The organism is Shewanella sp. A32 (assembly GCF_029167175.1).
Classification (GTDB): Bacteria; Pseudomonadota; Gammaproteobacteria; order Enterobacterales; family Shewanellaceae; genus Shewanella; species Shewanella yunxiaonensis.
The window spans coordinates 97,404-111,294 of the sequence record NZ_JARFTS010000012.1; the positions used below are offsets into that span (position 1 = coordinate 97,404).

General features: G+C 46.6%; 13 protein-coding genes. 10 read left to right on the plus strand and 3 right to left on the minus strand.

Going from position 1 to position 13,891, the window contains the following annotated elements:
• Positions 1-357 precede the first annotated feature (357 nt).
• The 6 genes from dnaB (at position 358) to PY479_RS10840 (ending at position 6,114) form a co-directional block, all read left to right on the plus strand.
• Positions 358-1,767 carry a replicative DNA helicase gene (dnaB, locus tag PY479_RS10815; RefSeq protein ID WP_212595322.1) on the plus strand — a complete coding sequence of 470 codons (1,410 nt, stop codon included), beginning with the start codon at positions 358-360 and terminating at the stop codon, positions 1,765-1,767.
• A gap of 65 nt (positions 1,768-1,832) precedes the next feature.
• Positions 1,833-2,909, plus strand: a complete 1,077-nt coding sequence (gene alr / locus PY479_RS10820; protein WP_212595323.1) for an alanine racemase — start codon at positions 1,833-1,835, stop codon at positions 2,907-2,909.
• Positions 2,910-3,105: 196 nt separating this feature from the next.
• Positions 3,106-3,861 carry a flagellar basal body L-ring protein FlgH gene (locus PY479_RS10825; RefSeq protein ID WP_212595324.1) on the plus strand — a complete coding sequence of 252 codons (756 nt, stop codon included), beginning with the start codon at positions 3,106-3,108 and terminating at the stop codon, positions 3,859-3,861.
• Positions 3,861-4,307, plus strand: coding sequence for an LPP20 family lipoprotein (locus tag PY479_RS10830; protein ID WP_212595325.1), 447 nt, complete (start codon positions 3,861-3,863; stop codon positions 4,305-4,307). The genes PY479_RS10825 and PY479_RS10830 overlap by 1 nt, the downstream gene beginning before the upstream one ends.
• Positions 4,295-5,455, plus strand: coding sequence for a flagellar assembly protein T N-terminal domain-containing protein (locus PY479_RS10835; protein ID WP_212595326.1), 1,161 nt, complete (start codon positions 4,295-4,297; stop codon positions 5,453-5,455). The genes PY479_RS10830 and PY479_RS10835 overlap by 13 nt, the downstream gene beginning before the upstream one ends.
• Before the next feature lie 2 nt (positions 5,456-5,457).
• The gene (locus PY479_RS10840; protein ID WP_212595327.1) at positions 5,458-6,114 is read left to right on the plus strand and encodes a hypothetical protein; all 657 of its coding nucleotides are present in this window, start codon (positions 5,458-5,460) and stop codon (positions 6,112-6,114) included.
• A gap of 7 nt (positions 6,115-6,121) precedes the next feature.
• Here PY479_RS10840 and PY479_RS10845 read toward each other — a convergent pair whose 3' ends face one another.
• Positions 6,122-6,838, minus strand: a complete 717-nt coding sequence (locus PY479_RS10845; RefSeq protein ID WP_275483764.1) for a response regulator — start codon at positions 6,836-6,838, stop codon at positions 6,122-6,124.
• A 2-nt stretch (positions 6,839-6,840) separates the two neighbouring features.
• A complete protein-coding gene (locus PY479_RS10850; protein WP_275483765.1) occupies positions 6,841-7,620 on the minus strand; it encodes an ATP-binding protein in 780 nt (259 codons plus the stop codon).
• Between the two features lie 613 nt (positions 7,621-8,233).
• On the opposite strand from PY479_RS10850, the gene PY479_RS10855 reads away from it, so the two are divergent.
• The 4 genes from PY479_RS10855 to PY479_RS10870 are packed head-to-tail and all read left to right on the plus strand — an operon-like array spanning position 8,234 to position 11,713.
• The gene (locus PY479_RS10855) at positions 8,234-8,656 is read left to right on the plus strand and encodes a MarR family transcriptional regulator (RefSeq protein ID WP_212595329.1); all 423 of its coding nucleotides are present in this window, start codon (positions 8,234-8,236) and stop codon (positions 8,654-8,656) included.
• Positions 8,657-8,669: 13 nt separating this feature from the next.
• Positions 8,670-9,731: an HlyD family secretion protein gene (locus PY479_RS10860; protein WP_275483766.1), complete on the plus strand. Its 1,062-nt coding sequence runs from the start codon at positions 8,670-8,672 to the stop codon at positions 9,729-9,731.
• 13 nt (positions 9,732-9,744) lie between these two features.
• Complete coding sequence (locus PY479_RS10865; protein ID WP_267459539.1) at positions 9,745-11,274, plus strand: DHA2 family efflux MFS transporter permease subunit; 1,530 nt, start codon at positions 9,745-9,747, stop codon at positions 11,272-11,274.
• Between the two features lie 40 nt (positions 11,275-11,314).
• Positions 11,315-11,713 (plus strand): hypothetical protein, encoded by a 399-nt coding sequence (locus PY479_RS10870; RefSeq protein WP_275483767.1) that lies wholly within the window; start codon positions 11,315-11,317, stop codon positions 11,711-11,713.
• On the opposite strand, the gene PY479_RS10875 is transcribed toward PY479_RS10870, so the two are convergent.
• A partial coding sequence (locus tag PY479_RS10875; protein ID WP_275483768.1) for an extracellular solute-binding protein occupies positions 11,661-13,891 on the minus strand: 2,231 nt, incomplete at its 5' end. The genes PY479_RS10870 and PY479_RS10875 overlap by 53 nt on opposite strands.

The following is a 13,891-nucleotide window of genomic DNA, read 5'->3' on the forward strand; positions in this document are numbered from 1 at the left end:
TTTATGTTAATTTGTAAATTTGTGACTGATTAATAAATTGTAAATGTGTGAGCTAGTTTTATATTTTTTGTGTTAATGATGTTGTCTGTCAGTGATAGATATCATATTTGTCTTTATGGGCGACGAGGTTGTTTGTATTCTTCCTTTTTACTGTTGCTATCAAGCTGTACAATAATGAGCAATATCAGCTTTGTTGATTCTGTCGTTACTATTCAATATCCCTTAGCAAGATGAGCCTTCGCTTGAGTTGTGTAAGGCAGGATTGACTGAGATTTGATGTCGATAATCGTAATTGGCTAATAACACTGCCATTAGTTTTTGTGCATTCTTCCACAATCTTTGGAGATCCCCAGATTTATGCCACAGCAAAGTGCTTTCAAAGCCCGAGGTGACAAACGTAAAGAGGCGCAGGTTGATGCGCTCAAGTTGCCTCCCCACTCTATAGAAGCAGAACAATCTGTGTTGGGTGGTTTGATGCTGGAAGCGGAAGCCTGGGATAAAGTGGCCGAAGTGTTAGTGAAAGAGGATTTCTATTCTCGTTCGCACAAGCTGATTTTTAGTGCAATGCAGCGGTTGGTCGATGGTGGTCAGCCGATAGATCTAATCACAGTGTCTGAGCAACTGGAATTAACCGATGAGCTGGAAGATGCTGGAGGCTTTGCTTACTTAGGGGAAATTGCCAAAAACACTCCGAGTGCTGGCAATATTCTGTCATACGCTGAAATCGTGCGGGAACGGGCGGTGGTGCGCGAGATGATCCGTGTCGCGCATGAAATTGCCGACGCTGGCTACAACCCAGAGGGGCGCGATTCCGGGGCATTGTTGGATTTGGCAGAAACCAAAGTTTTCAAAATTGCCGAACAGCGCGCTAATGCCAATGAAGGTCCAGAGGGCATTAAAAGCATTCTTGAAAAGACCGTCGATAAAATTGAACAACTCTACAATAACCCGCATAACGGCGTGACCGGTGTGTCGTCGGGCTTTGCCGACCTTGATGACAAAACTGCGGGTTTTCAGGCTGGCGATTTGATTATTGTTGCAGCTCGCCCTTCTATGGGAAAAACCACTTTCGCCATGAATCTGTGTGAATATGCCGCGCTTAATGAAGACAAGCCGGTGTTAATCTTCAGTTTGGAGATGCCTTCAGAACAGATCATGATGCGTATGCTGGCATCGTTAGGACGGGTTGACCAGACGCGCATCCGTACAGGTAAGCTGGACGACGATGATTGGGCGCGAGTATCGTCCACCATGGGCCTGATGCTAGAAAAAGGCAAAATGTATATTGATGATAGTTCCGGTCTGACGCCTACAGAAGTTCGCAGCCGGGCGCGACGGATTGCCAGAGAAAGCGGCGGATTGTCGCTGATCATGGTCGACTACTTGCAGTTGATGCAGGTGCCTGCGCTGGCGGATAACCGTACGTTAGAAATCGCTGAAATTTCGCGTTCATTGAAAGCATTGGCAAAGGAATTGGAAATCCCGGTAATCGCGTTATCACAGTTAAACCGGTCATTGGAACAACGTTCCGATAAGCGTCCGGTTAACTCGGATCTGCGTGAATCCGGTTCTATCGAACAGGATGCTGACCTGATCATGTTTATCTACCGTGATGAGGTTTATCACGAAGATTCTCAAGACAAAGGCGTTGCTGAGATTATCATCGGTAAACAGCGTAATGGACCTATCGGTAAGGTCAGACTGACCTTCCAGGGACAATATTCTCGTTTTGACAATTATGCCGGGCCACAATTCGACGAGGACTAACCTCCGCCCGACCATTCCGGAGCGGAAGATGCCGCTCCAAATTTATTCGTTAATGAAGGTATTAATTGAAACCCTTTCCCAGAGCAGAAATCAGCAGTCAGGCACTTAAGCACAATTTAACGCGCCTTCGAGAAGTTGCTCCTCATAGTAAAGTGATTGCGGTTGTTAAAGCTAATGGCTATGGCCATGGCTTGTTAAATGTTGCTAATAGTGTACCTGATGCCGATGGTTTTGGATTGGCACGTTTGGAAGAAGCATTAGAAATGCGTGCTGGTGGCGTCAATGCTAAGTTACTGCTACTAGAGGGCTTTTTTAGACAAGAAGACCTATCTTTACTGGTGCAACATAACATCGACACCGCTGTTCATCATGAATTCCAACTGCAAATGCTGGAACAGAGTCGGTTGGATAAACCGGTTACTGTATGGATGAAGTTAGACACCGGGATGCACCGCCTGGGTTTCTCCCCCGCGCAATTTCATGAAGTTTATGAGCGATTAATGCGCTGTCCTCAAGTTGCCAAACCAATCAACTTTATGACGCACTTTGCTTGTGCTGATGAATTAGAGAAAGATTATACCCAAAAACAGCTGGCCATTTTCAACGAGCTGACTGTCGGATTACCAGGTGAACGGACCGTGGCTAACTCTGCTGGGACCTTATTTTGGCCATCGAGCCAGGCTGATTGGATCCGTCCGGGGATCGCATTGTATGGTGTGTCTCCGGTCGACGGTGATCGTGGCGCGAAGCATGGATTGATCCCGGCAATGACGTTGGTTTCTCAATTGATTGCGGTGCGTGATCATAAGGCCGGAGATACGGTGGGCTATGGTGGTCATTGGCGAGCAGAGCATGATACACGTCTCGGTGTTATCGCGATTGGTTATGGTGACGGCTATCCACGTAACGCGTTGCAGGGGACGCCAGTGCTGGTGAATGGTCGTCGGGTACCTATCGTTGGGCATGTGTCGATGGATATGCTGACGGTTGATCTCGGTCCCGGCGCCACCGATAAAGTAGGCGATGATGCCATTTTATGGGGCCCGCAGTTACCGGTAGAAGAAGTTGCCGAGAAAATTGGTACTTTTGCCTATGAATTAGTGACCAAACTAACGCCGCGCGTGGCGGTCTGTTTAGATTAAGTACCTTTACCCAGTGTGTGCGGATCAGCATCGGTTGGATGAGAGAGTCGAGTGCAATGCACTCGACTTTTTTATGCGTGATCTCACACTTTTCGGCTGTTCCATAATGTTTGCATAATGTTTGTCGTTTTTTTGCAATTTCTGCCTTTAGATTTCATTCGATTGCATCAATAGAAATCTGCATGGACTTAAGGCAATGCATACCAAGACGATGATCGTGCTGGCGATGACGCTCTTGCTGGGCGCATGTGCTAGTAGTGGGCAAAACACTGCAGGTACCAATGGCTCCGGATCCAAGGTATTCCCTCCGGCAGGCACGCCTGTGCAACAGATGGACGATGCGGATCCTAACGACCCATATTACGCTTCTGTAGAACCGAACGATGAACCGCTGCATGCAATCCCTACCGGTTCTATCTTTAATGTCGATGCTGCGCAAAGTCTCTATGTTGAACAGTCCCATTTTCGGGTGGGTGACATTATTTCTGTGAAGTTAGCCGAGTCCACTAAGGCCAGTAAAAGTGGTTCTACTCAATTAAACAAAAGTACCGATTTCACCTTAGATCCCATTGCGGTTCCCGGCGGCAACCTCAAAATTGCCGGCAAGGACGTCAATCTTGATTTAAGTCAGCAACAGAAATTCAAAGGCGACGGCAATTCCAGCCAGTCTAATGACTTTGAGGGTGAAATAACCGTCTCCATAATGAAGGTGTTGAAAAATAACAATTTACTGATCCGTGGTGATAAATGGCTATTGATCAATAATGGTAAAGAATTCATTAGATTAACGGGTGTTATCCGCGCCAAGGATATCCTGCCAGACAATACTGTGCCTTCAACTAAAATCGCTAACGCACGTATTGAATATTCAGGTAATGGTGAATTGGCCAATAGCCAACGCTTGGGATGGTTAACTGACAAATTGAATAACCCGACGGTGTGGCCTTTCTGATGCGTAAATTACTCATGTTGATAACAGTTTTACTCTTATCGGGTTGCACACATGAACAACTAGTGCGCTATGAGTTAGTTGCGCCGAATAATGCCCAAGTATTGCAGGCAACCGGCTACGCGCCGATTGCTTCTCAGACCGGCCCGAGTTATGAAGAGAAACTGATGCAGGCGATGGAAGCGTCACGATTGGATGCCTATCGGCGGTTAGCCGAACAACTCTATGGCCAGCAATTACGTGCTTATACCCGCATGACCGGGGAAACCACCAGCCGTAAGACTATGGATGCCAAAGTGCAGGGGGTTGTGCGGGGGGCAAAAGTCGTCAATCAAAGCGTTCAGGGAGAGTTTTATACTACCGAACTGTCTCTGGATACCAAGGTTCTGGCAGATCTGGGGTCCGTCGAAAATAAGCCGGTGGAGACAGAAAATAAATGGTGGTACTGAGAGCGCTGTTGCTGCTGATGTTATTGCCTGCCCCCGTTTATGCGGCTTGGTATAAAGGTGTTGGTTCTGCGCCAATTATTAATGGTAATGAGGACTATGCTAAGGAACAGGCTGCGAGAGCTGCGTTACGTGATGCCATATTGCAGGCGGGGGCCTCGGTATCGCTCCTAACCGAAGTTGACGAAGGTAGCCTCAATGGTAACGCCTTTCAGGTACGCGCTAACGGCCATGTGAACCAAATTCAAAAATTGGATGAATACACCAAAGATGATCGGGTGACAGTGACCCTACGTGCTGATATTTGGAACGATGGTGCACTCTGCGAAAACCAGCATCTGACTAGCAAGTCGATCATCATGGCGCCATTGGTATTGGTCGACAAACAGTATGCTGTTTATGGCGGATTAGAGGACATTTCACAGGAAGTCTCACAACGACTGTTTGCTGAATTTGATAAGGCCAAAGCGGATTTTTTAGCGAAAAGTTTGATGACGCATCCGTTAGCGGTCGACCCTGATCGGATGTCCAATGATGACCAACAACAGTTGCAATACTTGTCTGAAGCGTCGCGTACTCAATATATCATCATGGGAAAAATTACCGACCTCTCTATGGGCAAAGTAGATGGTAGCTTGCTCAGTGGTGATAAATTGGTGAGAGAGTTTGGTCTCACTGTGTACTTGATTGACGGAGTATCTGGCTTACCAATTATGACAAAAAACTACCATTCACGTACTTATTGGCCTTTTTCCTTAACGGACCGTGTCGCCCCTGGGAGCGACCAGCTTTGGCAGTCAGATTACGGACTGGAAGTGACGCGAATACTAAAGACTGCGGTTGAGGATATGAGTGATTTACTTAAATGTGCCCACCCTAAATCCCGCATTATTCGCATCGGTGCCAATACGCTTGAAGTTGCAATGGGTGGACGCCAGGGCGTCAAAGTTGGCGACATGTTTAAACTGCAATACCAATACAACTATGTCGATGAACAAGGCGTGAACTACGCTAATTTCAGCGATGAACAAGTACAATTTGAAGTCGTAAAAGTCTATCCGGATCATAGCCAACTGGTACCGATAAATAACAATATGCCACTGGGAATCCAAATCCGTGATGTTGTGCAACTGGATAATTTCTGGAACTGACTATGGAAATGAGTGACCTGATCCCTTCATGGTTTAGCAACGCCTCTGCATCTACCGCATCCAGCAGTAGCAGCAGTGTGGATCTTTCGTCTGGATTGGATTCGCTGTTTGGACAGGTAATGCAAGATGCGTTAGGTAAAGTCTCATCAAGTGTAACCACCGTTGCCAGTGCTACCTCTGGCACAGTGGATAGCATGGGACTGTTGGGGGAAGGCTTGGCTGGCGGCTTACTAACGTCATTTTATCAGTCCAAAGTGAGCAACAGCCTTGCTGATGTGTTTAATGAACTGAATACTGAACCTACATCTTCGAGTACTAGTGGCTCAGTTCCCACTTATAGTTCCGGCACGGTCTCTGTAGGAGGCTCAACCACCACTGATAGCAGTGATATCACGCCTTTCGCCGATGGACAAAGCTTTAGCTTTGGGGACGCTTTGGATGTGATCAACCCGCTGCAACATATTCCGATACTCAATTACTACTATCGAAATCTCACCGGGGATCAGATAGGCTTTGTACCTCAAGTGGCGGGTAGTACTCTTTATGGCGGCGCATTAGGTGCATTTGGCTCTTTACTGGAAGTCGGTGCAACCAGTTTACTTGGGGAGTCTCCCGTGGAATATGCTGTGAATGCTGTTTCCGGTGATAATAAAAGTTGAGAAAAAGTTAGTCGATTTGACGTAATTCTGGCGCTCGCCCCCGATAGCGATAGCCAGCACCATAACAGGATTCAATCAGTTCAGTAGTCGGCTCAAGTTGTAACAGCTTTTTACGTAGCTTTTTGATATGACTATCAATTGTTCGTTCAGAGACAACACGAAAATCACCGTACATAGCGTTCATTAATTGATTACGCGAGTAGATCCGTCCTGGATGTTGCGACAACGTCTTCAGTAATTTAAATTCGATTTTGGTCAATGATACGGCAGCCGTTGATAAGCACGCCTCATACCCCGCCTCGTCAATAATGAGTGCTGCTGTAACCGAAGGCTGTAGCGTCATTGACCACTGGCCAGTGGTTCTTCGTAACAATGCCTGAATTTTGGCTACCAGTTCTCTTGGGCTAAAGGGCTTACTGATAAAATCATCAGCTTCAATAGCCAAACATTCCAGGCGAGCGGCTTCATCACACATCGCGCTTAACATGATGATAGGGACGGTCGAGGTTTTACGGATTTGGCGGCATATATCTAACCCGCTGACATGTGGCAGGTTAATGTCCAATAGCACCATGTCAAATGGTTGCTGCTGAAATTCTGCCAGCGCATCGTTACCATCGGTCACCCACACCATGGGTATCGCTGCTGCGTTAAGGTAATCTCGAACCAGTGATGCTATTCGGGGTTCATCTTCAACCAACAACACCAAGTGAGCAGAATTCACTATTACTCCCGATGAGCCAGGGGAAGTTGCATCGTGACTTTCAGTCCACCGAGTTCACTGTGAGTAAATTCAATGCTACCACGTAGCTGTTGTACCAGTTGGCTGATACTGGCGAGTCCTAAGCCACAACCCTTAGCTGCGTGTGTCATCGGCAACCTGGCTCGAAATCCCGTCTGGGTTAACTTAATTAACTCATCTTGCTGGGGGGCGGGCGCAGAATCTTGCCATTGCAGCAGTAACTTGTCTGCTGTGGTTGTCAGTGATATTTGAATTAGACCCGATGCCTCAGTGTATTTCAGACTGTTGCTCATAAGATTGTGAAATATACGAGACAAAGCTGCCGTCGTACCTTCAATAAACCTGGCGGGTTCAATCTCCTGTTTGAGGATTAGCCCCTTGGCAGTGAGCTCTGCTTCATGGTGTTGTAAGGTGCTAAGTAGCGTAGCCGAGGCATTACACAACCGATGAGACGTTGGTATGCTTTTTCGCGGCAATGTGGGCACACTGTCGAGCAATTCGTTCAGCTGTTCTATTTCATGCAGTAACAGGGAAATTTTTTCAGGTGTAAATGGTCTGATACCATCCTGAATTGCTTCTAATTCCCCTTGCAATAGTGTTAGCGGTAATTTGAAATCATGGATGAAATTACGCCATTGTTGTTCTTGTTTAGCAATTTCTGATGATGGCCTTCTGCTTTTTGTAAGCGGATCGAAACTAAGCTCTTCTTTAAAAAAAGCAGCGTGGTATAGATGGCTATTTTGATCGGCAGAGGAAAAATTCATCAATATAATTCTTACTTGTGTTGGAATTGCATTTGCTAAATTATGTATAATGATTTTCTGTATAAAAATAACATAAATCAATTACTTAAAATTATTATTACTGTCAATAATTAGCATGTTTTTATCGAATAAGTCAGTGCAAAAACAATCATTTAAATTAATTTATATTTTAATTAACAATATAATTTTATATTGATTTTTATCATTATTGATAATACAGAGTGCTGTTTCAAACGCAATTCAGGAAATGTTAGTTAACGTAAAGAATGGGCAATATAAAAAAGTGAACGAAAAAAATGTAAATAAAAATGAGTTATTTATGTTAACTAATTGTCTGAGGTTGACAGCTGAAATAAAAATAACTGAGGGAATCGCACTATTGCTACTTATCCCCACTGATATCAATTTCCACAATGTGTCTCAGAAAAATTTTAACATTTCACCTTGAGTACATGCTTGCAGTGCTGTTGATTGTCTGGCCGTAATTATCATTGAGATTGTTGCGCGGATTCACCGCGACTGTCACGTCAGGTGAATTAGTCAGCTTGACATATAATAAGTAATGCTTACTATTTGCCACCCATTATCTCCTTGAGCAATGGTTGGAGGCCTTATGCCACAACAAAGTATTGGCTACCTCATGGCCGATGTAATGCGGCTGCTACGCAGAACTTTTCAGGAACATTCGCAACTGAGCTGCTTAACACTGGCACAAGCGCGTACGCTTAAATGTGCATCGTTGCATGAAGGGATCCGGCAGGTCGAGCTTGCCGAGCGTCTGGATATTAAACCAATGACGCTGGTGCGAGTAATTGACCAATTAGTCGACGCAGGATTTCTGGTCAGAGAACGCGATCCGGCAGATCGCAGAGCACATTTGATCCATACCACTGCAGCAGCAAAACCTATCCAGGATAAAGTGCTGGAGGTGTCCCAGGAAATCTGGGGCCATGCATTGGAGGGACTAACAGAACAGCAAGTCGATGATTTTGTTCTGGTGCTGCAAACCATCCACAATAATTTATCAAAAGAATAAGCAGGATATTTTTATGTCTGCCACAGACGCCATCGATGAAAATCAAATATCTAATAATTCCCGCCGCAAAATGAAACGTCTGATTTTGTTGTTTGTTGTACCCGTGCTGGGGGTTGGTGCCGCCGTTGCTTTCTACTTGCATGGCGGGCGCTATGTCGAGACAGACAATGCATATGTTAAAGCAGATAAGACGATGATCAGCAGTGAAGTTGCTGGCAAGGTGATCAAAGTACTGGTGAAAGAAAATCAACCGGTAGCCGCGGGACAATTGCTGTTTCAAATCGATCCAAAGTCCTACCAGATTGCCGAAACAGAAGCTGCAGCCAGCCTGAAAGATACTGCGGATTTACTCAATGTGCTCAAGGCTAATGTCAAAACCAAACTGGCCAGTATTGCAGCCGCCAAGAGTCAATATCAGTACCTGTTACGGGAACAGCAACGTAAGCAAAACCTGTTGCAGCAGCACTATATCTCAGATTCGGACTACGATGCGGCCAGGCAGGATACTGAGCAGGAAAAACTGCAGATTGAGGCTCTCTACACCCAGTTAAAATTGGCGGTAGAAGGTTTAGGTGGCGACGTTAATGCACCAATAGAGTCGAATGCTAAGTACAAAAAGGCGTTAGCTGCCTTAGATAAGGCGCGTAACGATGTTCAACATGTGGATATTTACGCGCCATCGAGTGGCATCGTCACTCATATAGTAAAGGATGGTGAATTCGTTACGCCGGGCAGTAGTGCGATGCTGCTGGTAGCAGATAGTCATCTGTGGGTTGAAGCGAACTACACCGAAAAAGACCTTACCTATGTGCAGGTCGGACAAGATGTTGAGATTAAAGTCGATTATCAGCCCGACTATACCTGGCACGGTGTGGTCAGTAGTTTAAGCCCGGCAACTGGCTCAGAATTTTCAGTTATCCCAGCCCAGAACGCGACAGGTAACTGGGTGAAAATAAGCCAACGCTTGCCGATCCGCATTCAGATAGAGCCGCTGCCGGGGGCACCGCAACTGCGAGCTGGATTAAGTGCCGAAGTCACGGTTGACACTAAGCATGTTCGACATCTGACGTTATAACCCGGGGCCAGACGTGACTTATTCTGAAAATCAGGGCGTGAACCGCGGTCTAGTCACTGTGTCAGTGATGCTGGCCACTATCATTCAGGCACTGGATACCACCATTGCTAACGTCGCTTTACCACATATGCAAGGGGCTATGGGCGCTACTCAGGATCAGGTGTCCTGGGTGCTAACGTCTTATATCGTTGCCGCGGCTATTGCAATGCCAATGACGGGATTTGTTGCTGCCAGAATGGGTCGTAAGAATCTGTTTTTATGGTCAGTCGTCGGGTTTACCCTCACGTCCGCATTATGTGGCGCCGCACAATCACTCGATCAAATCGTGATTTTTCGTTTGTTGCAGGGGATCTTTGGCGCCAGTCTGGTGCCTTTGTCTCAATCGGTTTTGTTGGATACCTATCCTACGGAACAGCATGGTTCGGCAATGGCGATGTGGGGCGTTGGGGTAATGGTCGGGCCTATCTTGGGGCCTTCCCTCGGTGGCTGGTTGACCGAGTATTACAATTGGCGCTGGGTGTTTTATATCAATATTCCGTTTGGCGTGTTGGCCTGGTTGGGGATTGCGTCTTTTGTCAAAGAGACACCGCTGGATCGTAGTCGTAAGTTTGACCTGTTCGGATTTACATTGTTAGCGATTGCTATCGGTAGTCTGCAGATGTTTCTGGATCGTGGCGAGTCCCAAAATTGGTTTGCCAGTATTGAAATCGTGATTGAGGCTGCGTTAGCTGTGTTGACCATGTATATGTTTCTGGTCCATATGTTTACCGCTAAACATCCCTTTCTCGAACCACAAATGTTCCGCGATCGAAATTTTGTCATTGGTTTACTGTTCATCTTTATTATCGGCATCGTGCTATTAGCCACCATGGCATTACTGCCGCCTTACTTACAAAATCTGATGGGATATCCGGTGATTGATGTTGGGCTACTGCTGACTCCCAGAGGGTTTGGCACGATGGCTGGGATGATGCTAGTGGGCAAATTGGCAAGTAAGGTAGATTTACGTTATTTGATCACTGTAGGACTGCTATTGATGATTTTATCGTTATGGCAAATGACCTGCTTTTCCGTGGAGGTGAGCCGTTGGGAAATCATTTATACCGGTATTATCCAAGGCTTTGGCATGGGGCTTGTTTTTGTCCCATTGTCGACCATTAGTTTTTCCACGCTGGCACCGCAGTATCGCAATGAAGGTACTGCACTGTACAGTTTAGTGCGGAATATTGGTAGCAGTATTGGTATATCGGCAGTGACTACTTACTTATCACAACGGGTACAGATTAATCATGCTGCGTTTGCACAGTACATTACCCCATTTAATAAAGCGCTGCAGGAAGCGGTACAACTGGGGGCCGCCAATATTTCATCAACCACCGGTCTGGTAAAACTCAATAGTGCGGTCACACTGCAGGCATCAATAATGGGCTATCTGCAGGATTTCCGCATCATGATGTATTTGTGTGTACTGATGTTGTTGATGATGGTTTTGTTGAAGAAACCTAAAAAGCGCGCGCCCAGAGTTGTTGAACGCAAATCCTGACTAAGATAAGGTCAACATAAATAAGCAAGGAGCGCAGAAAGTGAACGGGCCATTATACCGTTTTTTAAATTCACTGAGTCGTCGCCTTTATCAGCGTGGTTGGAAACTTGTAGCGATAGGCTTGGTGTTGATATTAGCTGGCTCTGATTTGCTGCTGTTGATGGAACTGTCCACAATGTTGGAGCTACTCGGTGCCAGTACGTTCGTTTTGGTTTACTACAGTGGCTTTAAGCTGCTGCTGTCATCACTATTTCTGCGCGTTAAGCAGTTTGAACGCCACGGCGTATTTTTTCTTCCTGAACGCGCGGTCATAAAAAGCATGCCGAGCATGCTAATTCATGCGCTGCCTAATCGCTGTTGTTGGACATTGTTGATGCTGTCCTTAGCTACGGCTGGTGCTGACTTTCTGTCTCGGGCGCTGGATTGCGGTTTGGGTTGAGATAGCCTGAATCCTGCATCTGTTTTAGTACTATATCTTGAGACTGCTGTAGTGCCTGATCAATCTTGATTTTGCCATCTACAACTTCCGCCACCCTATTGCCCACTCGGGTACCAAAGGCCGCATATTCGGGGCTGCCGACAAAAATGGTACCGTTATAAGGGACGGGTTTTAGTGTGCGTTCATCCCGCCGACTCTGTGCAATGGCTTGAAATACCTCATTGGCAAAAGGTGCTCGCTGTTGGTATTCGGGGCGATGATAAGTCGACATGCGCGTTCCAGGTGGTGCTGCTACCCAACTTTCATGTTCACCGACTAACCCAATATATTCTTTGGACGTCGCCCACGCGATAAAGCGTTGAGCAATGGTCTTATTTTTAGATGAATCGGGTATCGCGAGCGCCCAAACCCACAGCCATTGTGCGGGAAGCTTTCCTGTGGGTTGTGCGGCAAAACCGGTGACTGACGCAACTTTAGAGACCTCTGGATCATACAAATAGCCCGCGGCGACGGTTGCATCTATCCAGATTGCGCAGTGCCCCTTGGCAAATAGCTGTAACACTTCAGTAAAGCCAGTGCGGGTGGCGTGGGGTTGCCCGTATTGCTGTAACAGCTGCTGATAGAGCTGCAGCGTTTGAACCCATTCGGCCGTTCGTAGTTGTGGCTGCCAATGTTCATCAAACCAGCGGCCTCCCATGGCATGCACCCATGAGGTAAGCAGCGCCATATTGCCACCCCAGCCAGCATCGCCACGAAGACAGATGCCATATATCTGTTTTTCAGGATTATTTAGCTTAGCTGCTAACGCTGCGATATCGGTAAAACTGGGCTTCGGCGGCATGTTAAGTCCCACTTTGGCAAATAAATCTTTTCGATAAAAGGTCATGGCGCTTTCAGCATAAAACGGCAGTACATACAGCAGTCCCTGAGACGACAATGCATTTTTAACAACAGGAATGATGTCGGCAACATCATAACTGTCTGGCAAATTTTCCAGCGGTACCAACCAGTGGCGACGTGCCCATATTGGGGCCTCGAAATTACCGATGGTCATCACATCGAACTGACCATCAGCAATCGCCAAATCTCCTAATAACCTGCGCCTGAGAATACGTTCTTCCAGAAATACCCAATTCAACTCAATATCGGGATTCTGCTGCTCAAAGAGTTTGCCGAGTCGCTGCATAATACGCATGTCTGGATTGTCGACTGAGCCGATAGTGAGTTTTACTTTATGGGGGAGGGGATCCGAACCGAGCAATAGTCCATTCTTGGCTCTTAGTCTTGATAATGTGCCATCCAAACGCATCTGCGCTAGTCCGTGGTTAAATGCTTCTAGCAGCGTGGCGACATGTGGTGCTTTTGAGAAAAAGGCAACATGGAATGACTTTTCAGCTAACGCTGGCTGCAGAAACTCCAGTTCCCCGATGTAATGCGGTCGGTGGCCAACCATCAGGTCAACGGCGGTGTATTTATCGATCAAAATGTAGGGTAAGCGGCCATAATAAAGTTTATCGATGTTCTGCAGATCCGAATTTGCATATTCTGTCGGTACCAAATGGCCGAGTTGCGGCAGGCTCAAGCCTCCTCTTACAATGCCGACCGTACTGTGTCGTAGCGGCAGTAACAGTTGCTCTAATTGCAAAGCATTAGTCGCTTGATATTGGAAGGGATTGTCGCGACGTTTTAATAGCCCCAATGCGTCGCCGGGAAAAGGTGCTGAAAACAGTAGATTATCTTGGTTAGCTTCCTGGTAGATTGGCACTATCCCATCTGCTTTCCCTTGTTTCACCAGCGCCAGTGCTCTTGCCCATGGGTAAAAGGTGATATCGATCTGAATCCCTGTGCGCGCAAATGCTTCCGTGACTACTTCGCTGACATAGCCCTGATTCTGTAAGCGCTTACCTATATAGGGTTCCCTTTCTCCCGCAACTAAATGGACAACCTCTGCCGATAGCGGCAAGCTGAAGGCTAAAGGGGTTAGGAGCAATGCCAGATATCGCAGAAATGTCATGGACTTTCCTTTGTCTAGCCGCTTAACTGAGGCACAGACTAAAGTGTAGTCAACGTATCTGACTTCTGGTTTATCAATTAACTGTGCACTAAATAGCTGTTCCGAAGTGTAGATCACCTGCGAAGGGAACTCAGTGTGAAATGAGCGATCAGATAAGTCGCCAA

Coding starts and splice junctions, on each gene's coding strand:
- dnaB (WP_212595322.1), top strand. CDS start 358: ATGCCACAGCAAAGTGCTTTCAAAGCCCGAGGTGACAAACGTAAAGAG.
- PY479_RS10825 (WP_212595324.1), top strand. CDS start 3,106: ATGCATACCAAGACGATGATCGTGCTGGCGATGACGCTCTTGCTGGGC.
- PY479_RS10830 (WP_212595325.1), top strand. CDS start 3,861: ATGCGTAAATTACTCATGTTGATAACAGTTTTACTCTTATCGGGTTGC.
- PY479_RS10835 (WP_212595326.1), top strand. CDS start 4,295: ATGGTGGTACTGAGAGCGCTGTTGCTGCTGATGTTATTGCCTGCCCCC.
- PY479_RS10840 (WP_212595327.1), top strand. CDS start 5,458: ATGGAAATGAGTGACCTGATCCCTTCATGGTTTAGCAACGCCTCTGCA.
- PY479_RS10850 (WP_275483765.1), bottom strand. CDS start 7,620: ATGAATTTTTCCTCTGCCGATCAAAATAGCCATCTATACCACGCTGCT.
- PY479_RS10855 (WP_212595329.1), top strand. CDS start 8,234: ATGCCACAACAAAGTATTGGCTACCTCATGGCCGATGTAATGCGGCTG.
- PY479_RS10860 (WP_275483766.1), top strand. CDS start 8,670: ATGTCTGCCACAGACGCCATCGATGAAAATCAAATATCTAATAATTCC.